Source organism: Cellulomonas sp. ATA003 (assembly GCF_031582905.1).
GTDB lineage: Bacteria > Actinomycetota > Actinomycetes > Actinomycetales > Cellulomonadaceae > Pengzhenrongella.
This window is the reverse complement of sequence record NZ_CP133990.1, coordinates 4,002,080-4,020,325: the sequence shown is the minus strand read 5'-3', so window position 1 is coordinate 4,020,325 and position 18,246 is coordinate 4,002,080. Positions and strand designations below refer to the sequence as shown.

Below are 18,246 nucleotides of genomic sequence, written 5' to 3'. Positions count from 1 at the left end.
GGACGGGCGAGCAGGCGTGACAGGGACGCCCGGATCAGCCGGGCAGCGGCGCGAGGGCGCGCCGGACGGCTGCGCGCGTCTCGTCGCGACTCGCCGGGGCCGTGGACAGTGTGCGGTGCATGATCAGTCCCTCCACCAGCGCGTCCAGGCCGCGGGCGACGTCGGGGGCCACGAAGCGCTCGAGCACGCCGCGGCTCGCGCGCATCCACGCCTCGGTGACGGACCGCAGCGCGGGGTCGCGCAGCGCGGCGAGGTACAGCTCGTAGGCGACGACCCACTCGTCGGGGCGGGAGCCTGCGGCGTCGTGCACGAGGTCCGTCACGGCATCGACGAGGTCCTCGGCCGAGCGGACGCCGTCGAAGTGCGCGGCGTAGGCCCGGGTGGCCCGTTCCGCCAGCCGCGCGAACGCCTGGGCGCGCAGGTCGTCCAGGCCGGTGAAGTAGTAGGTGAGCGAACCGAGCGGGACGTCGGCCGCCGCGGCGATGACGCGGTGCGTCGTGCCGGCCACGCCGCGCGCCGCCATGACGTCGATCGCGGCGTCGAGGATCCGCTCGCGGCGGTGCGGGTCGACGCGGCGCACCCGCGCGGCCGGCGCGCTCACGCCTCGATGGTTCGGACGACCCGCGCCGGGTTGCCCACCGCGACCACGTCGGCCGGCAGGTCGCGGGTGACGACGGCGCCCGCGCCCACGACGGTGTTCTGCCCGATCGTCACGCCAGGGCAGACGACGACGCCGCCCCCCAGCCACACGTTGTCGCCGATGGTGATCGGCCGGGCCGCCTCCCACTTCGCGCGCCGCGGCTCGGGCTCGACGGGGTGGGTCGGGGTGAGCAGCTGGACGTGCGGCCCGATCTGGACGTCGTCGCCGATCGTGATGGGGGCGACGTCGAGGGCGGTGAGGCCGAAGTTGGCGAAGCAGCGCGCACCGATGCGGATGTTGCTGCCGAGGTCGACGTAGAACGGCGGCCGGATCACGGAGTCCTCGCCGAGCGAGCCCAGGAGCTCGTCGAGGAGGCGGCGGCGCAGCGGCTCTTGGCGCGACGAGGTGGCGTTGTAGGCCGCCATGAGGTCCAGCGACGCGTGCGCCGCCTCGGCGATCTCCGGGTCGTCGGCGATGTACAGGTCACCGGCGAGCATCCGCTCGCGCATGGTCCGGGTGTCCTCGGGAGGCGTCGACATGCGGTCGAGCGTATCCACGATGGTGTACATCTGTACACAACGGCCGATGCCCGCACACCCGCAGGCAGACCGGAGCCCGCGCCGGACAGGGTCCGACGCGGGCACCTGGGGGTGCGAAGGGGCGATCGCTACCGGACGGCCGCGTCCTGCGCCGTCAGCGCACCGGGCGCCTCGACGACGGCGTGCGGGTGGCGACGCTCGAGGGACGAGCCCTCGACGTCGACGTCGGGCAGGAGCCGGTCCAGCCAGCGCGGCAGCCACCAGGCCTTGTCCCCCGCGAGGTGCATGAGCGCCGGGATGAGGAACATCCGCACCACGAACGCGTCGACGAGCACGCCGAAGGCGAGCGCGAAGCCGATCGGCCGGATCATCGCGCTGTGGGAGAACACGAACCCGCCGAAGACCGAGACCATGATGATCGCCGCCGCGGTCACGACCGCGCGGCCGGCGCGGACACCCTCGGCGACCGCGACCCGGGCCGGCGCACCGTGCGCGTAGGCCTCCCGCATGCCCGTCCCGAGGAACAGCATGTAGTCCATCGCCAGGCCGAACAGGATGCCGACGAGGATGGTCGGCAGGAAGCTCAGCACCGGGCCCGGCGACTCCACGCCGAACACGCCGCTGAACCAGCCCCACTGGTAGATCGCCACGACGCCACCGAGGGCGGCGAAGAACGACCCGATGAACCCGGCGGTCGCGATGACCGGGACGTAGATCGACCGGAACACCAGCACGAGGATGACCAGGGACAGTCCGACGACCACCGCGAGGTAGACCGGCAGGGCGTCCGACAGCTTCTCCGAGATGTCGATGTTGCCGCTCGCCTGGCCGGCGACGGCGATCTCCACGCCGCCGTCGAGGGGCGAGAGCTCACGCAGCGCGTGGACGAGCTCCTCGGTCGACTCGCTGGTCGGGCCCTCGGTCGGCACCACCTGGAACGTGGCGACGGTGCCGTCCGGCGACGTCCCGACCGGGGCGACGGCGACGACGTCGTCCTGGGCGAAGAGCTGCTCGCCGACCTCGACCTGACGCGCGAGGAGGTCCTCCTCCGTGGTCCCGCCCGGCAGGTCGGCGACCACGAGCAGGGGCCCGCTCTGGCCGGCGCCGAACTCCTCGGCGGTCGTCGTGTAGGCGCGGTACTGCGTGGAGTCGTGCGGCTCGGACGACCCGTCCGGCAGCCCGACCCGCAGGTCGAACGCGGGGAGCGCGACGACGACCAGCGCACCGACGGCGACGACGACGCGAGCGACGGCGCTCCGGGTCGACATCGGCGTGGCCGGTGCGGGCGGGGTGGCAGCGGCGACCGCGCGCCGGGACGTGGGGGCGGGGGCCGTGGCACCCGGGGCGGCAGCGCCCACGCCCGCGGCGGCGAGCCGCGCGCGCTCCCGCTTGCTGAGGACCCGGGCTCCGACCAGGGACAGGAGCGCGGGCGTGAAGGTCACGGCGACGAGCACGGCGATCGCGATGCACATCGCGCCGACGGTGCCCATGAGGCCGAGGAACGGGATGCCGGTGATGTTGAGCGCGACGAGCGCGATGAGCACCGTGGCGCCGGCGAACACGACCGCGTTGCCGGACGTTCCGTTCGCCAGGGCGATCGACTCCTCGGTGTCGTAGCCCTGCTTCAGCTGGCGGCGGTGGCGGTTGATGATGAACAGCGAGTAGTCGATGCCGACCGCGAGGCCGAGCATGACGCCGAGGATCGGCGTCACCGACACCATCTCCACGACGCCGGACAGGGACAGCGCACCGAGCGCGCCGATGCCGACCCCGACGAGGGCCGCGACGATCGGGAGGCCGGCACCGACGAGCGTGCCGAGCATGACGACCAGGACGATCGCGGCGACCACGAGGCCCACCGCCTCGCCGACGCCGAGGATCTCCGGGACGCCCTGGGTCAGGTCCGCGGAGTAGTCCGTGACGACGCCCTCGACCGGGCCGGACTCGAAGACCTCGACGACGGCCTCCTTGGTCTCCGGCGTGACGTCGAACTGGGTGTCGGTGAACAGGACGGTCAGGATCGCCGCGCTGCCGTCCTGCGACACCGTGCGGATCTCGGCCGCCAGGTCCGCGAGGGACGCACCGAGCTCGAGCTGCTCCTCCTGCGCCTCGAGCTCGGCGAGGCCGGCGTCGATCGTGGCCTGCTGCGCGTCGAGCTCCGGCCCGACCACCGCGATCGCGCCGGCCGCCTCGGCCTGCGCCCGGGCGGCGTCGAGCTGGGCCTGACCCTGCTCGAGCTGCGTCCTGCCCTGCTCGAGCTGGGCGCGACCCCCTCGATCTGGGCCAGGGCCTCGGCCCGCTCGGCCTCGGTCGCGAACGGGTCGACGACGGACTCCACACCGTCGACCTCGGCGGCCCCGGCGGCGAGGTCGCTCACCGCTTCGCGCTGCGCGTCGGTGAACGGCTCGCCGTCCTGCGTCCTGAGCACGACGCTGCCGGTGCCGCCGGACGCCTCGGGGAACTCGTCCGCGAGCCGGTCGGTGACCTCGGCGGTCGGCGTCCCGGGGATGGACAGGGTGGTCGCGAGGGTGCCGCCGACGACGGCGTACGCGACGCCGACGGCCGCGAGGACCGCGACCCAGGCGATGATCACCGTGCGGGCGCGCCGCGCGGCCCAGCGACCGATGCGGAAGAGGAGCTCAGCCATGTCTGCCTTCAGTGTTCGGGACGTGCGGGGCGGGTCGTGCGGGGTGGGTCGTGCGGGGGTTTCGAGGTGCAGGGTGGGTCGTGCGGGGGTGCCGACGTGCAGGGCGGGTGCCCGACGACGGCGTCGTCGGGGGACGTGGGGATCAGGGCATCCGGCCGTAGCCGTGACGGGTGTTCTCCACGAGGCGGTCCACGAGCCGCGCCCAGACCTGCCTGGCGTCGTCGTCGTCACAGGCACCGGTCGCGGCGTCCCAGTGCTGGTGCAGCACCACGAGGCCGCTGATCACCGCGTTCACGAGGAGGTGGACGTCGAGCAGGTCGGCGCGGGGGTGCCGCGCCACCATCGCGGTGGCGAGCCGGTCGCCGACCTGGCCGAGCACGCGCACGAGGGCGACCGCGAACTGCGGTGAGCGGTCGTCCTGCGACCGCAGCGAGCGCGTGAGGTACGCCATCGGCGTGACGAGGTCCGTGGCGCGCAGCGCCTGCGCGAGCTCGTCGAGCAGCGAGGCGGGGTCGTCCCCGGCGGGGTCGATCCGCTCGAGGGAGTCGACGATCGCGCCGAGCGTATCGCTGAAGACCTCGGTCACGATGTCGTCGATCGACGCGAAGTGGTTGAACACCGTGCGCCGGGAGATGTCGGCGCGCCGCGCGAGGTCGTCGATCGTGAACCCGAGCCCACCGGTCTCGGCGATGAGGGACTCGGCGGCGGCGACGATCGCCCGCCGGTGGCGCGCCTTGAGCGCGGCCCGGCGGTCGGTGAGATCAGGCGCCGCGGTCACGTGATGACACTAAGTGCAACGTCGCACTCCGTGCACGGCCTGGCGGTGACGCCCTCGTCACACCCGTGTGCCCTCGCGCTCCAGACATGGTGGACGACGACGCTCATCCGGACTGCGGCCACCGGCGCGCGCGGACGCCGCCTGGCCCGCGCCGGACCGGCGGCGCCTCGCGCAGGGTGGACGCGACGTGGGACGATGCAGGCTCCGCGCGGGTGGAGACCACGCCCGACGGCTCGCTGCACAGGCGCACCGATGTCCCAGCTCGATGGACGCCCTGCCGTCCGCCCCACCCCCACCCCCACCCCCACCCCCACCCCGACGCCGACGCCCCCGCACGCCACCCCCGCGAGGGAGGCCGCGGCTGACGCGCGCCGGCGCGCTGCGCTCCGCGCCACACTGGACGGCGGGCACCTGACCGGTGAGGAGCTGTGGCTGCGCTACTTCTCGCTCGGCGGCACGGCTGCGCCGCTCGACGTCGACCTGTACCTCGCCGGTGGCCCGCCGCTCGCCCCGGGCCAGGCCGACCTCCTCGCCGTCGCCGTCGACGAGCACCTCGGGGACGTGGCCGGCGCCGCAGGTTCCCCGTCGCAGCGGCACGAATCCGCGACGACGCCCACCCCGCCCCGGTCCGACGCGGTCCCGTCCGCAGCCCTCGACGAGCTGCTGCGGGCGACCCGCCTGCACGCGCCCGCGTCGCTCCCGGACGCGGTCGACCGGGCGGCGCGGTCACTGGGTGCCCGGGCGACGCTCTACCTCGTCGACCGTGCCGCAGACGTCCTGGTACCGGTGGCGGGCCACGACGGGGGCCCGCCGCTCGACGTCGAGATCAGCACGGCGGGCCGCGCGTTCCGCCTCCTCCGGACCGTCGTGGGCAGCAACGGCACCCTCACCTGTGGGTGCCCGTCCTGGACGGGCTCGACCGCGTCGGGGTCCTCGAAGTCATGCCGGACGACGGCGACCGCGTGCACGACCCGTCGTGGCGGGACGACTGCGGGACGTTCGCGCACTGGCTCGGTCACCTGGTGACGGCCGTCGACCGCTACGGCGACGGGCTGCGCGCCGTCCGCGGACGGCGCCCGGCCGGCCTGACCGCCGAGCTGGTGTCGCGGATGCTCCTCCTCTGGACGCCGGCACCGACCGGGTGCTCGTCAGCGGCGTGGTGGAGCCGTGCGAGCGCCTGGGCGGCGACGTCTTCGACTACGCCCTGTCCCCCGGCGCGCTCGACCTCGCGATCTTCGACGGCACCGGGCACGACCTGCACGCGGGGGTCATCGCCACCGTCGCGCTCGCGGCGTACCGCAGCGCCCGGCGCGACGGGCACGGTCTCATCGGGCAGGCCCAGGTGGTGCACGACACGCTGGTCGAGGAGTTCGGCGTCGGGGCGCTCGCCACCGGGGTCGTCGCCCGCCTCGACCTGGCCACGGGTGATCTGCGGTACGTCAGTGCCGGGCACCCGTACCCCGTCGTGCTCCGCAGTGGTCGACCCGTCCGCACCCTCTGCGGGGGTCGGCGCACGCTCCTCGGGCTCGACGCGCCGCTGAGCGTCGTGGTCGCTCACGAGCGTCTGGAGCCGGAGGACCTGCTGGTCCTCTACACCGACGGCATGACCGACGCGCGGGACCCCGGAGGGCACCCGCTCGGCCTGGACGGGCTCACCGAGCTGCTGTCCCGGGAGATGACCGCGACGACGCCGCTGCCCGAGGTCGCCCGGCGTACGGCCCGCGCCGTGGCCGACCGGTCCGGCGGCGAGCTCGGCGACGACGCGACCCTCCTGCTCGCGCACTGGACCAGGCGGGGGCAGGCGAATGTCGACACCGGAGGACGATGACGGCTCAGACGCCGACGTCCGGCACCGCCGCACCCGCGCTCGGCACCCGCCCCGGCACCACGCCCACCGCGCGGGTGTGGTCGCCGTCGCGCACACCGTCGTGGACGACGACGGCGTCGCGGTCCACCTTCGCCGCGTACATCACGCCGTCCGCCTCGTGGATCAGCTGCGCCGCGGACGGGGTACGCCCTGCCTCGGGGACCACGACGCCGATGCTCGCCGTCACCGCGACCGGGTGACCGCCCGCGTGCACCGGTGCCTCCAGCACCCGACGCAGCCGGGCGACGAGGTCGACGAGGACGCGTCCGCGCTCCACCGCGTCCGCGGGCAGGTCCGCGAGCACGACCACGAACTCGTCCCCCGCCAGGCGGGCGAGGGTGTCCTCCGCCCGGACGACCGACGCGAGGCGTCGGGCGACCTCGACGAGCACGTCGTCACCGGCGGCGTGACCCAGCGTGTCGTTGACGGCCTTGAAGCGGTCGAGGTCGACGAAGGCCACGCCGACCACCGCGGAGTGGCGCCGCGCGGCCACGAGCGCATGGTCGATCCGGTCGTACAGCAGCGCGCGGGTCGGCAGCCCGGTGAGCGCGTCGTGCAGCGACCGGTGCTCGACCTCCCGGCGCGCCGCGCGGGCCTCGTCCCGGTCGCTCGCCAGGGCGAGGTGCGACACCGCGAGGTCGGCCAGCAGCCGTGCGGCCTCGACGTCCTGCGCGCACCAGGCGCCGGGACGGCGCCGGTAGAGGTCCAGCGACCCCCAGGTCCGCCCACGACCGGTCAGCGGCGCGGCGAGGACCGCGTGCATGCCGGCGGCGAGCATCGCCGTGGCGAAGTCCCCGTACCGGTCGGCCCGTTCCCGGATGTCGCCGATCGCGACGACACCGAGCGAGTCGATCGCGTCGCGGCACGCCCCGGCCTGCAGCGACCCCTGCAGCCGCTCCAGGTCGTGGACCGGCGTCTCGGCGTGCACCAGTTCCACCCGTCCCGCCGGGCCACCGGGTTCGAGCTTCATGACCCCGATGCCGTCCACCTCGAGGACCTGGGCGGCGACACCGCACAGCTCGCGCAGCACGTCGTCCGGCTTCCCCGGCGCGGCGGCCAGCGTCGCCAGCCGCGCGACGGCACGCAGCACCGCACGGTCCTGGGGTCCACGTGCGACCCGGCCACGGTCGTCCGCCGGCGCGGCGAGCTCGGACATGAGGGTCCTCGGATGGCCCCGGGGCACGTGGCTCCACCTCCGGGGGTCAGCGTGGCATGGGACCGCTCACGGTGCACGCACCGACCACGGGGTGGATCACCGCCCGGTACGCCGGTGGAGGCGGTTCGGTGGCGCCCCGGCCTTCTGCCGGCCATCCCGCTGCGTACGCCGTCGGCGACTGGGACCATGGGACGCGGCCCGCCCGGCACGGAGCCGCACGCACACGAGGGAGACACCATGAGCGTCGAGGACGAGCGGCCGACCGCGAGCGTCGGCCGAGGCGCCTACGTCTGGACCTCGCACGACCTCGCCGCTCTCGACGCGCTCGTGGACCGGGTGCGCCGCGACCCGACCGATCTCGCGCTCGAGCTCGAGCTCGAGCTGGAGACGGCTCGTGAGGAGCTCCGGGTCGCGGACGAGGAGATGCGCGTCCAGCGCGACCAGCTCGACGAGCTGCTCCAGCTGAGCCGGGCGCGGACGGCGCAGCGGCGCCGGGTAGCGTCGCTGCTGCCGGTGCCCATGGTGACGCTCGACGGCGCCGGTCGGATCACCGAGGCGAACGCGGCAGCGGCCGCGCTCGTCAACGTCCCGCTCGTGCGTCTGGTCGGCAAGCCGCTCGTCTCTTTCGTCCTGGACGCCGACCGCGGCCTGGTGCGCAGCTCGCTGTCCGAGGCGGCGATGGATCCGCTGCGGGTCGGTCTCCGCCTGAGCCCGCGCCGGTCGTCCCCGTCCCCGTCGACCTCGTGCTCACCCCCGGTGTCGACGCCGACGCCCGGAAGCAGGTCGAGTGCACCCTCCTCGTCCAGGCCGACGCGTCGGCCCGTGCGGTCGATCCCGTGCGGCTGGCCGCTGCGGTCACCGAGATCTCGCGCCTCGCCGTCGGGGACCACGACCCCCGGCGGCTCCTGGCCGGCATCGCCCGCACGTCGGCGGGTGTGCTGGGCGACGGTGTGTGGGCGAGCGCCAACCTCGGGCACCCCGCGGAGCCGACCCAGCTCGCGTCCAGCGACGAGGCGGCCGCCGTCGTCGACGGCCTGCAGGTGCGCACCGGCGAGGGGCCGTGCGTCGACGCGTTCGAGGAGCAGGAGACGGTCCTCGTGGACGACGTCGCCGCGCAGTCCCGGTGGCCGCGACTGCGCGCGGTGTGGAGAGGTCGCCCGCCACCGCGGTCCTCGCGGTACCGGTCGTCGCCGGCGGCGAGAAGGTCGGCTGCCTCAACATCTACAGCGCGGCGGCGGGGACCTTCACCGAGGCGCAGGCGCAGGCCGCGGAGGTCCTCGCGCTCGCCGGTGGCGCGGCGCTGGAGGCGGTCGCCGAGACGACGCGGCTGCGGGAGGTGGCCGCTCAGCTCGACCAGGCGATGACGTCGCGAGCCGTCATCGACCAGGCCAAGGGCATCATCATGGCGCGACGCGGCGGCACGGCCGAGGAGGCGTTCGCCCACCTCGCGGCGCTGAGCCAGCAGCGCAACGTCAAGGTGCGGGACCTCGCCCGCGCGCTCGTCGTCCAGACCGAGACGGCGGCGGGGGTCAGTCGACGACGTTCATGACGACGATCGCACCCGACACGCCCTGACCGTCGCGGCGCAGCGGGCTCACCGTGACGTCGACCTGCACCGAGCGCCCACGGCGGTTGACCGCCGCGAGCCGGGTCCGCTCGGCCGGGGCGGCGTGGCCGGTGAGCTGGGTGCGCACGAGGGGGCCGAGCGGCTCCAGCGGCAGGCCGATGTCGAGGTCGGCGAGCCCGGTCCCGATCACCTCGTCCTCGCGGATGCCCCAGAGCTCGGCGGCCTCGTTGTTCCAGGCGATGACACGCAGGTCACGGTCGACCACGGCGACCCCCGCGCGCAGCCCGGCGAGCACCGTCTCGGTGAAGTCGTTCAGCTGGGACACCTCGAGGGTCCGCAGGCGCAGCTCCTCGTTCGTCACGGTGAGCTCGTCGTTCATCGACTGGAGCTCCTCGTTCATGGTCTCGAGCTCCTCGTTCGTGGATTGGAGCTCCTCGTTCGTGGTCTCCAGCTCCTCGATCGTCGACTGGAGCTCCTCGTTCGTGGTCTCGAGCTCCTCGTTCGCGGACTGGAGCTCCTCGTAGGCGAGCTCGAGTCGCCGGTTCGCGTCCTCGAGCTCGTCCTGCAGGCTCCGGTAGCGGGTGACGTCGTTGAACACCGCCGAGGCACCGAGCGTCCCGCCGTCCGCGTCGAACAGGGGCATGACCTGGATGTCGTACGTGGCCGCGTCACCGCCGGCCCGGGTCCACGCGACGTCACGCACCCATACCGACTCCCGTGAGGCGAGCGCCTGCTCGATCGTGGAGCGCAGCTCCGCCGGCCGGTAGGACATCTCCAGGTCCTGGAAGGGGCGGCCCACGTCCCGGGAGCCGATCCCGAAGACCAGCTCCGCGCGTCGGTTGACGGCGATGAGCTCACCCGACGCCGCGACGACGACCTGCGCGGCTGGGCTCGCCAGCAGCGCCTCCTCCTTGAGGCGGTCGGCCGGGCCGTGCTCGGTGGCGGCGCCCGCCGGGTGGCGCCCGAGGGCGAGCCCACCGGCCCGGACCAGCGGGGGCCGATGCGCCGGAAGAACCGCCGCTTGAGCTCCACGGGGGTGAACAGCTCGCTGTGGGCGAGCAGCATCTCGGCCTTGCCGAGGAACAGGACCCCGTCCGTCCGCAGGGCGAAGTGCAGGCGGCGCACCATCTGCGCCTGCGTCTCGGCGTTGAAGTACATGAGCGTGTTGCGGCACGTCAGCAGGTCGACGCGGGAGATCGGTGCGTCCTGGACGAGGTCGTTGCGACCGAAGATCACCGCCCGGCGGAGCTCCTTGACGACGACGTAGCCGGCGCCGGTGCGCTCGAAGTACCGCTCGAGGTGCGCCGGCGGCACGCCCTGCACCCGGCGCTCGTCGTACGTGGCCGCGCGCGCCTGCGCGAGCGCCTCCTCGTCGACGTCGGTCGCGTAGATCTTCACGCGCTCGCGGAAGTCCGCGACACCCATGACGTCGGCGAACGTCATCGCGACCGAGAACGCCTCCTCCCCGGTCGCGCAGCCCGCGGTCCACACGCGGATCGGCCCGCGGTTGCGGTCGAGGATCTCCGGGACGACGACGTCGCGCAGGTAGTCCCAGGCGTCCGGGTCGCGGAAGAAGCTCGTGACGTTGATGAGCACGGTGTCGAAGAGTGCGGCGAACTCGTCCGGGTGCACCTGCAGGTGGTCCACGTACTGCTCGAACCCGGCCATGCCGAGGACGTCCATGCGTCGCTGCACCCGCCGGACGAGACTCGGCCGCTTGTACCCGGTGAAGTCGAACCCACGCTGCTCCTTGAGATGCAGCAGCAAGGCCTCGAAGTGCGGGTCGAGCTCCTCGTCCACGGCGGCCTCCCACGGTCCGGCGCCCGCGGTGGGGCGGCGGTCCACGCTAGCCGCTGCGCCGCGCCGTCGTGGACGCCGCCACCGACAGGTCCGCGTCACCGTCCGCGTCGGCGTCGAGCGCGGTCGTCTGCTCGATGAGGTCACGCAGGACGAGCGCGGACGAGCGCGACTCGGCGGCCTGGGCGGCGAACGACTGCGCGGTGATCGTGTGCCCCGGCTGCGCGCACCGGTGCTCATGCGGTCGGCGAGCGCCGCCTTCTCCTCCAGGGCGCGCAGCGCCATCCACAGCGCGCCCTCGACGGCGAACGTCTGCTGCGCGGCGAGGCTGCGCGGCGACCACGCGTGGCCGACCCGGCACCGGTAGCGGTGGACGTGACCGTCCGCGATCTCGAACAGCACCCCGTGGCAGTCCGGGCACGCGAAGGGGATGGGGACCCCGGCCGGTCCGGGTTGTTCAGCGCGCCGCCGTCACTGCCTGCCATGGCGATCTCCGTGTCCGTGGTCGACGCCGAGACCTCGTCGTCGTCCCGCTCTGTGCGGACGTGGTGGACGTGGCGTCCGCCGTTCCGGGGCGCCTCGACGGGCTCGCGGACGAGCCGGTCGAGAAGGCCGGGGATCTGGGCCACCGGCAGCACATGGCAGGGGTGGTCCTCCGCCATGGCCGCCCGCGGCATGCTCGGGTACATCGCGTCGGCGGGGTCCTGGACGACACCCACACCGCCCCAGCGGTCCACGGCAACCAGACCGGCAGCGCCGTCATCGAGCGTGCCGGAGAGCACGACGCCCACCACCCGCGGGCCGAACGCCCGCGCCGCGGACCGGAACAGCACGTCGACCGCGGGCCGGTGCCCGTTCTCGCGGGGTCCGCGGGAGAGGGTCACCCCGTCGCCGTGCACGATGAGGTGGCGGTCCGGCGGCGCCACGACGACGCGCCCGGGCTCGAGCCGGTCGTCCTCGCGCGCCTGCACGGCGGTCAACGGGCCGGAGCGGTCGAGGATCGCGGCGAGCGCGCTGTGCGACGTGGCCGGGGTGTGCAGGACGACCAGGACGGTCGCCGGGAAGTCCGCCGGCAGCCCGGCCACGAGCGTCCGGAGCGCCTCGACGCCGCCGGCCGAGGCACCGACGACCACCACGTCACGTCGGATCTCGTTCGGCTCGTCGCGTTCGATCACGTTCAGCTCCTCTCCGGAGCGTCGTCCCGTCACCCTACGCCCACCCCGGTCGCGGGCCGCCGGACCACGGGGCGGACCGGGGTGTACGCCGACGGGTGCGTGTGACATCTTGAGGTCGTCGTCCGGTGAAGCCATCGCCACCTGCTCCGTGATGTGGACCCACCATGTGCGACATCGCTGCGTGCAGCACCGCTGAGCTCGACGCCCGACTGTCCGCCGTCATCGGCCGTCGACTCGACGCGGAGGGCGCCGAGGAGCGCGCTCGCGCGGCCGACGAGCTCCTCGAGCTCGTGCGCGAGCTGCGCCGGCGCGAAGTCCACGAGCACGTGCACGGCGCCGTCACCCTCCCACCGGTGCCGTGACACGCGCCGCGAGCGTGTTGTCCACCGCGAGCGTGTTGTCTACGCCGGCCGCCGGGTGGTACGTGCTCTCGAAGCCCGCGACGAAGGTGCGGCCCACCGGGGGCAGGGGGTGCGGGGAGTGTGGTCGCTGGTCGGAGCGGGGCGGATGCTGACGTGGTGCGCGCATGGTCGGGCTCGTTCATCCGAGCGGCGGCTGGTTTCTCAACCGTCGTGGTGCCGACCCTAGGACACCTCCCCGCGACCGGCGCGGGGAGGTCTCACGGCTGCGCGGGGGCGACGCGCGGACCCCGACGCGCGAGCCGAGCGGCGTCGTCGGCCGTCTGGCTGCCGAGGAGCCCCCGCCGGCGTGCCCACACCTCGAACACCAGGGTCGCCAGCGGGGCACGCTCGCCGCGAGCGCGACCAGCGTGACGACCGGCCCCCAGCGCAGCACCCGCGCGGTGACCAGGGTCGTCAGCACGTAGGCGACGAACGCGGCGCCGTGCAGCCGCCCGAACAGCCACACGCCCGCCTCGGTCGTCCCCGCGACGTGCTTGAGGTACATCCCGACCAGCAGGCCGACCCAGGTGAACGCCTCGAGCACCGCGACCACGGTGAACGCGCGGCGGACGAGGGCGGGACGGGGCGAGGGCAGAGGCATGCGCCCATGCCATCACGCCGCCCGCTGCGGCTCCAAAGCGGCCACGGCCGGGACCGGTGCGTCTCCGCGGGTCGCGCGCGTCAGTACTGCGCGCCCTGCAGCGTCCCGGTGACGCCACCCTCGACGTCGACGACGACGCACAGGACCTCACGGTCGTCCTGCATGCTCCAGCTGTCCGACGACGGGAAGAAGGTCGTGAGCTCGAGCACGGACTCCTCGTACGGGGTGCCGACGAACGTCGTGAAGTCGGCGAGGCACAGCTCGTCCGCGCTCGCGACGACCGCGTCGTCCCCCGGGTACTCGTCGCCCTCGAGGTCGTGGGCGGCGTAGATCTCGCTGTCGTGGGCCTCCTCGCACGGCACGGTGGGGACGGAGGCGAACTCCTGCAGCTCCTCGGTGACCTCCGCCTCGAGGGTCAGGCAGTCACCGACACGGAGCGCGAACGCGTCGGCCTGCGCCGCCTCGGTGATCTCCCCGGTGGCCTCGTCACGCTCCGGCTCGACACCCCCCATGGCGCCCTGGAGCGCGGAGCAGCCGGTGAGCAGCAGTGCGGTGGCGACGAGCGCACCGGCAGTGGCGACGGGACGACGGGTGGAGCGGGACACGGGCGGAGCCTCTCGCGGCAGGAGCCGGAGGGCAGGCGCCGACCAGCGCGCCGAAAGTAGTCCGGCACGCCGGTCGCACGGACGCCTCGGCGGCGGGCGTCACCCGTCCGCCGAGGCGCTTCACCCGCCTGTCGTCAGGGCGTCGGCGTGCCCCCGGTCACCGAGACCGTCGCCCCGGTCGTGTAGCTCGACTCCGGGGAGGCGAGGTAGACGTACGTGCTCGCGAGCTCCGCGGGCTGGCCGGCGCGGCCGAGCGGCGCCTGCGACCCGAAGTCGGGGAGCGCCTCGGTCGGCTGACCGCCGCTGACCTGCAGCGGCGTCCAGAACGGCCCCGGGGCGACCACGTTCACGCGTACGCCCTTGGGCGCGACCTGCTGCGCGAGCGCCTTGCTGAACGTGTTGATCGCCGCCTTGGTCGACGCGTAGTCCAGCAGCGTCGGCGACGGGTTGTACGCCTGGACCGACGACGTCGTGATGATCGAGCTGCCCGGCGGCATGTGCGGCAGGGCGGCCTTGCTCAGCCAGAACAGCGCGTGCACGTTCGTCCGGAAGGTCAGGTCGAACTGCTCGGACGTCAGGTCGGCGATGTCCTCCACCGCGACCTGCTTGCCTGCCACGGCGACGAGCACGTCGATGCGGCCGAGCTGCTCCACCGCGCTGCGCACGAGGCGGACGTTCGCCTCCTCGGTGGACAGGTCGTCCGGGACGGCGATCGCCCGGCGGCCGGCCTCCTCGACGAGCCGCACGACCTCCTGCGCATCCGGCTCCTCCTGCGGGAGGTAGGACAGGACGACGTCGGCGCCCTCGCGGGCGAACGCGATGGCCACGGCGCGGCCGATGCCGGAGTCGGCACCGGTCACGACGGCGACGCGTCCCTCGAGCCGGCCGTGGCCGACGTAGCTCTCCTCGCCGTGGTCGGGTCGCGGCGTCATCTCGCGGGCGAGGCCCGGGGCCGGCTGCACCTGCTCGGGCTGCGGCGGCTGGGGGTGGGCGGTCGTGGGGTCCGGGGCGGTCTGGTCCTGGTCGCTCATGCGTCGATCGTCACCCGCCGTCCCCGGGGCCGCACGGCGAGCGAGGCCGCCCGACCGGCAGATCCGCAGGCGGGTCTCACGCGGGTCAGTCCGCCTCGGGCGGCAACGACGCGAACCACTCCGCGTACGGCCCGGTGCGCGCCAGGTGCCGGGTCAGGTCCGGGGCGCCGTCCGTCCACCACACGGGGCCGCGCTCCCCCAGCGCGACCTTGGCGGCGTCGACCCGCGCTCGTGCCTCCTCCTGGGCGACGGCGTCACCCGCCCGCATCGCCGCACCCTTCGCCCGGCGCGCCGCCATGAGCTTGCGGGTGAGCCGGTCCCGCTCGGCCGGGTCCAAGCCCGGGTCCGCGCACCGCCACAGGCGCCCGCGGACGACGAGGTACCGGCCGTCCGGGGTGATCACGGGCGCCATGTCGCCGAGCGTAGGTCGGTGCCCGTGGGATGCGCACACATGAGGATCTCTTTACCGTCGAGGGGTCAGCGTGCGCCCCGGCCCGAGCCGGTCCACCGCACCCGTGCTCCGCCCACAGCTGGAGGACCCGATGAAGATCGCCGCGATGATGCAGACCACCCCCGCCCGGATCGACCTCGACCGCGAGCTGCTGGCCCGCGTCATCGACGCCCTGGTCACCTGCTCGCAGGCGTGCACCGCGTGCGCGGACGCGTGCTTGAGCGAGGACATGGTGGCCGACCTGCGCACGTGCATCCGCCTCAACCTCGACTGCGCCGACAGCTGCGGGACCACGGCCCGGATCCTGTCCCGGCACACCGGCTACGACGCGAACATCACCCGCGCCCACCTGCAGGCGTGCATCGCCGCCTGCCGGGCCTGCGGTGACGAGTGCGAGAGCCACGCCGGCATGCACGAGCACTGCCGGGTCTGCGCCGAGGCGTGCCGCGCGTGCGAGGAGGCGTGCCGGGAGCTGCTCATCACGATCGCGTGAGCGCAGGCGACGTGCCGCGGACGGTAGATTCGGGCCCATGCACAGGGCCCAGCCGGACGCGGCGCTCGACCACGCGCGATGCCGCCGCACGCCGGGGCGTCGTCGGTGACGGACCTCGCCGCACCCCCGGCGGTCGTCACCGCCCAGGCCGCCCGCCGCCGCAGCATCGCGGTCATCTCCCACCCCGACGCCGGCAAGTCCACGCTCACCGAGGCGCTCGCGCTGCACGCCCGGGCGATCGGTGAGGCCGGCGCCGTCCACGGCAAGCAGGGCCGGTCCGGCGTCGTGTCGGACTGGCTCGAGATGGAGCAGAAGCGCGGCATCTCGATCACGTCCGCCGCCCTGCAGTTCGAGTTCGAGGGCGTGGTCATCAACCTGCTCGACACCCCCGGGCACGCGGACTTCTCCGAGGACACCTACCGCGTCCTGACCGCCGTCGACTGCGCCGTCATGCTGCTCGACTCCTCGCGCGGGCTCGAGCCGCAGACCCTCAAGCTGTTCGAGGTGTGCCGCCGCCGCGGCGTGCCGGTGATCACCTTCATCAACAAGTGGGACCGGCCCGGCCGTGAGGCCCTCGAGCTGTGCGACGAGCTCGAGCAGCGCATCGACCTGCACCCCACCCCGATCACCTGGCCGGTCGGGGAGGCCGGGACCTTCCACGGGCTGCTCGACGTCCGTGAGCGCGGCGTCACCCTGTACGGGCGCTCCCCGGCGGTGCCACGCTGGCCGAGGAGGAGCACCTCACGCTCGACGCCGCGCGCGACCGCTTCCCGGGCGAGGTCGACGACGCCCTCGAGGCCTCCGCGCTGCTCGGCCCGCTCGACCTCGAGTCCTTCCGGGCCGGCCGGACGTCCCCGCTGCTCTTCGGCGCGGCGCTGACCAACATCGGCGTCCGGCAGCTGCTCGACGCCATCGCCGAGCTCGCGCCGGCACCGTCGGCCCGTCCCGGGGTCGACGGCACGCCGCGGCCGGTCGACGCCCCGTTCAGCGGCTTCGTGTTCAAGATGCAGGCGGGCATGGACCCCAACCACCGCGACCACCTCGCGTTCCTGCGGGTGTGCTCGGGGAGTTCCAGCGGGGCATGGTGGCCACGCACGGGGAACCGGCCGGCCGTTCGCGACGAAGTACGCGCTCTCGGTGTTCGGGCGCAGCCGCGACGTCGTCGACACCGCCTACCCGGGGGACATCGTCGGCCTGGTCAACGCGACCGCCCTGGCCGTCGGCGACACGCTGCACGCCGCGGACGGACCCGGCGTCCGGTACCCCCCGATGCCGACCTTCGCGCCCGAGCACTTCATCACCGCGCACGTCGCGGACCCGGCGCGCTCCAAGCAGTTCCGCCGCGGGATCGCCCAGCTCGAGCAGGAGGGCGTCGTCCAGGTGCTGGTCTCCGAGGCGCGCGGTGACGCCTCGCCGATCCTGGCCGCCGTAGGGCCGCTGCAGTTCGAGGTCGCCGAGTTCCGGATGGCGCACGAGTTCAACGCGCCCATGCGCACCGACCACCTGAGCTTCTCCCTGGCGATGAACGCCACCGATGACGACGCCGCCCGCCTGGCCGGGCGCACCGGCGTCGAGCTGGCTCGCCGGGCGGACGGGACGCTGCTCGCGCTGCTGACCGACAAGTGGCGGCTCAGCTCGCTGCAGCGCGCGGTCCCCGAGCTGACGCTGACGCCGCTGCTCGCCGCCGGCGTGGAGTAGGGACCGGGCGCCGGTCCCACACCACGCCGGCGATCGCCGAGGCCGAGCCCGCGCCGCCCGTCGACTGACGCGAGGGGCGGCCGCGGGCCGCGGCGTCGCGGCGTCGGCGGCTCGCGCACGGCTGCACGAGCCGCCGCGCGGTGGGCGACGGGGCGAGGCGGCCGGCTACGGGGCGGGCTTGAGCGGGTCGTGACCGATGGACATGAGGCTGTGACGCCACCGGGTGTCCCCGGCGACCGGCTCACGGTCCTCGCCACGGGCCGCACGCACCTCGTCGACCACGGATCGCATGACGGCGACGTCGTCGTCGGTGAGGTCGGTGCGACGCTTGCCCAGGACGTCGAGCACCGCGCGGGAGCGGTCGTCACCCGCCTGGTCCGGGAGCGCTTCGGTCCCCTCGCCCGCGTCCGCGGTGGCGAGCCACTCGCGCAGCTCGCGGGACGTCATGTTCACCGCGTCGTGGAAGTCCTGCCACAGTGCGTCGTCGATCGGTGTCGTGGCCATCGGTCGCCTCCTGAGCCGGGTCGCTCGGTTGGGTGGGTCGGTCGGTTCGGTCGGTTCGGTCGATTCGGTCGGGTGAGGTGCGTCCGGCACGGCGCCGGACCACCGGCGGCCCCGCGCCAGGCACGGCGCCTCCTCGAGCCTCCCGCCGTGGCCCGGTGCCGGCAACCGGGGTCGGTCCGTCCCCGGCCGGGCCTCGGATGCAGGGCGCGCGCTCCCGGTGGACACGGGTCGACGGTCCTACGCTGGGAGCACCGGGGTCGACGACGACCACCACGAGCACCACGCACGCCCTGCAT

17 protein-coding genes and 5 pseudogenes are annotated in these 18,246 nt (G+C 74.2%); 7 read left to right on the top strand and 15 right to left on the bottom strand.

Features of this window, described 5'->3' with window-relative positions; translation table 11 throughout:
• Positions 1 to 34: 34 nt before the first annotated feature.
• The 4 genes and pseudogenes from REH70_RS19860 to REH70_RS19845 all read right to left on the bottom strand — a co-directional run bounded on the left by REH70_RS19860 (position 35) and on the right by REH70_RS19845 (position 4,604).
• Entirely contained in the window at positions 35 to 601 is a 567-nt protein-coding gene (locus REH70_RS19860; protein WP_310750097.1) for a TetR family transcriptional regulator, read from the bottom strand.
• Positions 598 to 1,179 (bottom strand): sugar O-acetyltransferase, encoded by a 582-nt coding sequence (locus REH70_RS19855; RefSeq protein WP_310750094.1) that lies wholly within the window; start codon positions 1,177 to 1,179, stop codon positions 598 to 600. Before REH70_RS19855 ends, REH70_RS19860 begins: the two co-directional genes overlap by 4 nt.
• 128 nt (positions 1,180 to 1,307) lie before the next feature.
• Positions 1,308 to 3,826, bottom strand: a pseudogene (locus REH70_RS19850) (MMPL family transporter).
• A 142-nt stretch (positions 3,827 to 3,968) separates the two neighbouring features.
• A complete protein-coding gene (locus REH70_RS19845; protein WP_310750091.1) occupies positions 3,969 to 4,604 on the bottom strand; it encodes a TetR/AcrR family transcriptional regulator in 636 nt (211 codons plus the stop codon).
• A 252-nt stretch (positions 4,605 to 4,856) separates the two neighbouring features.
• Between REH70_RS19845 and REH70_RS19840 the strand changes: the two genes are divergently transcribed.
• Positions 4,857 to 5,630 carry a hypothetical protein gene (locus REH70_RS19840; protein WP_310750088.1) on the top strand — a complete coding sequence of 258 codons (774 nt, stop codon included), beginning with the start codon at positions 4,857 to 4,859 and terminating at the stop codon, positions 5,628 to 5,630.
• Between the two features lie 115 nt (positions 5,631 to 5,745).
• The gene (locus REH70_RS19835) at positions 5,746 to 6,432 is read left to right on the top strand and encodes a PP2C family protein-serine/threonine phosphatase (protein ID WP_310750086.1); all 687 of its coding nucleotides are present in this window, start codon (positions 5,746 to 5,748) and stop codon (positions 6,430 to 6,432) included.
• 4 nt (positions 6,433 to 6,436) lie between these two features.
• On the opposite strand, the gene REH70_RS19830 is transcribed toward REH70_RS19835, so the two are convergent.
• Positions 6,437 to 7,627 (bottom strand): sensor domain-containing diguanylate cyclase, encoded by a 1,191-nt coding sequence (locus tag REH70_RS19830; RefSeq protein ID WP_310750084.1) that lies wholly within the window; start codon positions 7,625 to 7,627, stop codon positions 6,437 to 6,439.
• A 12-nt stretch (positions 7,628 to 7,639) separates the two neighbouring features.
• Here REH70_RS19830 and REH70_RS20975 point away from each other — a divergent pair.
• Positions 7,640 to 8,296, top strand: a pseudogene (locus tag REH70_RS20975) (PAS domain-containing protein); the annotation flags it as partial.
• A 454-nt stretch (positions 8,297 to 8,750) separates the two neighbouring features.
• On the top strand, positions 8,751 to 9,176 hold the full coding sequence (locus tag REH70_RS19825) for an ANTAR domain-containing protein (protein WP_310750081.1): 426 nt from the start codon (positions 8,751 to 8,753) through the stop codon (positions 9,174 to 9,176).
• Here the strand turns inward: REH70_RS19825 and REH70_RS19820 are convergent.
• The 5 genes and pseudogenes from REH70_RS19820 to REH70_RS19800 form a co-directional block, all read right to left on the bottom strand.
• On the bottom strand, positions 9,157 to 9,594 hold the full coding sequence (locus REH70_RS19820) for a PAS domain-containing protein (protein WP_310754444.1): 438 nt from the start codon (positions 9,592 to 9,594) through the stop codon (positions 9,157 to 9,159). The two genes, REH70_RS19825 and REH70_RS19820, sit on opposite strands and share 20 nt — an antisense overlap.
• A 216-nt stretch (positions 9,595 to 9,810) precedes the next feature.
• Positions 9,811 to 10,368: pseudogene (locus REH70_RS19815) on the bottom strand (PAS domain-containing protein); the annotation flags it as partial.
• Positions 10,272 to 10,994: pseudogene (locus REH70_RS19810) on the bottom strand (CheR family methyltransferase); the annotation flags it as partial. The pseudogenes REH70_RS19815 and REH70_RS19810, both read right to left, overlap by 97 nt.
• A gap of 46 nt (positions 10,995 to 11,040) precedes the next feature.
• Positions 11,041 to 11,280 carry a hypothetical protein gene (locus REH70_RS19805; protein ID WP_310750078.1) on the bottom strand — a complete coding sequence of 80 codons (240 nt, stop codon included), beginning with the start codon at positions 11,278 to 11,280 and terminating at the stop codon, positions 11,041 to 11,043.
• The gene (locus REH70_RS19800; RefSeq protein WP_310750075.1) at positions 11,228 to 12,166 is read right to left on the bottom strand and encodes a chemotaxis protein CheB; all 939 of its coding nucleotides are present in this window, start codon (positions 12,164 to 12,166) and stop codon (positions 11,228 to 11,230) included. The genes REH70_RS19805 and REH70_RS19800 overlap by 53 nt, the downstream gene beginning before the upstream one ends.
• Positions 12,167 to 12,330: 164 nt before the next feature.
• Here REH70_RS19800 and REH70_RS19795 point away from each other — a divergent pair, with 164 nt between their 5' ends.
• Positions 12,331 to 12,528 carry a hypothetical protein gene (locus REH70_RS19795; RefSeq protein WP_310750072.1) on the top strand — a complete coding sequence of 66 codons (198 nt, stop codon included), beginning with the start codon at positions 12,331 to 12,333 and terminating at the stop codon, positions 12,526 to 12,528.
• Between the two features lie 178 nt (positions 12,529 to 12,706).
• Here REH70_RS19795 and REH70_RS19790 read toward each other — a convergent pair whose 3' ends face one another.
• The 4 genes from REH70_RS19790 to REH70_RS19775 all read right to left on the bottom strand — a co-directional run bounded on the left by REH70_RS19790 (position 12,707) and on the right by REH70_RS19775 (position 15,216).
• Positions 12,707 to 13,168, bottom strand: a complete 462-nt coding sequence (locus REH70_RS19790) for a DUF3817 domain-containing protein (protein WP_310750070.1) — start codon at positions 13,166 to 13,168, stop codon at positions 12,707 to 12,709.
• 80 nt (positions 13,169 to 13,248) lie between these two features.
• Positions 13,249 to 13,773: a septum formation family protein gene (locus REH70_RS19785; RefSeq protein WP_310750068.1), complete on the bottom strand. Its 525-nt coding sequence runs from the start codon at positions 13,771 to 13,773 to the stop codon at positions 13,249 to 13,251.
• Positions 13,774 to 13,907: 134 nt separating this feature from the next.
• Positions 13,908 to 14,804 (bottom strand): SDR family oxidoreductase, encoded by an 897-nt coding sequence (locus REH70_RS19780; RefSeq protein WP_310750065.1) that lies wholly within the window; start codon positions 14,802 to 14,804, stop codon positions 13,908 to 13,910.
• Between the two features lie 85 nt (positions 14,805 to 14,889).
• A complete protein-coding gene (locus REH70_RS19775) occupies positions 14,890 to 15,216 on the bottom strand; it encodes a biopolymer transporter Tol (RefSeq protein ID WP_310750061.1) in 327 nt (108 codons plus the stop codon).
• Between the two features lie 130 nt (positions 15,217 to 15,346).
• Between REH70_RS19775 and REH70_RS19770 the strand changes: the two genes are divergently transcribed.
• Both REH70_RS19770 and REH70_RS19765 read left to right on the top strand, forming a co-directional pair.
• Positions 15,347 to 15,748 carry a four-helix bundle copper-binding protein gene (locus REH70_RS19770; RefSeq protein WP_310754443.1) on the top strand — a complete coding sequence of 134 codons (402 nt, stop codon included), beginning with the start codon at positions 15,347 to 15,349 and terminating at the stop codon, positions 15,746 to 15,748.
• 78 nt (positions 15,749 to 15,826) lie between these two features.
• Positions 15,827 to 17,446: pseudogene (locus tag REH70_RS19765) on the top strand (peptide chain release factor 3).
• Positions 17,447 to 17,611: 165 nt separating this feature from the next.
• Here the strand turns inward: REH70_RS19765 and REH70_RS19760 are convergent.
• Positions 17,612 to 17,950 carry a DUF3140 domain-containing protein gene (locus REH70_RS19760; RefSeq protein ID WP_310750058.1) on the bottom strand — a complete coding sequence of 113 codons (339 nt, stop codon included), beginning with the start codon at positions 17,948 to 17,950 and terminating at the stop codon, positions 17,612 to 17,614.
• Positions 17,951 to 18,246: the final 296 nt, after the last annotated feature.

What these genes read in the sequence shown, in the direction of transcription:
- REH70_RS19855 (WP_310750094.1), bottom strand. Translation starts at nt 1,179, where the DNA reads ATGTCGACGCCTCCCGAGGACACCCGGACCATGCGCGAGCGGATGCTC.
- REH70_RS19840 (WP_310750088.1), top strand. Translation starts at nt 4,857, where the DNA reads ATGTCCCAGCTCGATGGACGCCCTGCCGTCCGCCCCACCCCCACCCCC.
- REH70_RS19830 (WP_310750084.1), bottom strand. Translation starts at nt 7,627, where the DNA reads ATGTCCGAGCTCGCCGCGCCGGCGGACGACCGTGGCCGGGTCGCACGT.
- REH70_RS19820 (WP_310754444.1), bottom strand. Translation starts at nt 9,594, where the DNA reads ATGAACGAGGAGCTCCAGTCGATGAACGACGAGCTCACCGTGACGAAC.
- REH70_RS19795 (WP_310750072.1), top strand. Translation starts at nt 12,331, where the DNA reads ATGTGCGACATCGCTGCGTGCAGCACCGCTGAGCTCGACGCCCGACTG.
- REH70_RS19790 (WP_310750070.1), bottom strand. Translation starts at nt 13,168, where the DNA reads ATGCCTCTGCCCTCGCCCCGTCCCGCCCTCGTCCGCCGCGCGTTCACC.
- REH70_RS19780 (WP_310750065.1), bottom strand. Translation starts at nt 14,804, where the DNA reads ATGAGCGACCAGGACCAGACCGCCCCGGACCCCACGACCGCCCACCCC.
- REH70_RS19775 (WP_310750061.1), bottom strand. Translation starts at nt 15,216, where the DNA reads ATGGCGCCCGTGATCACCCCGGACGGCCGGTACCTCGTCGTCCGCGGG.
- REH70_RS19770 (WP_310754443.1), top strand. Translation starts at nt 15,347, where the DNA reads ATGAAGATCGCCGCGATGATGCAGACCACCCCCGCCCGGATCGACCTC.
- REH70_RS19760 (WP_310750058.1), bottom strand. Translation starts at nt 17,950, where the DNA reads ATGGCCACGACACCGATCGACGACGCACTGTGGCAGGACTTCCACGAC.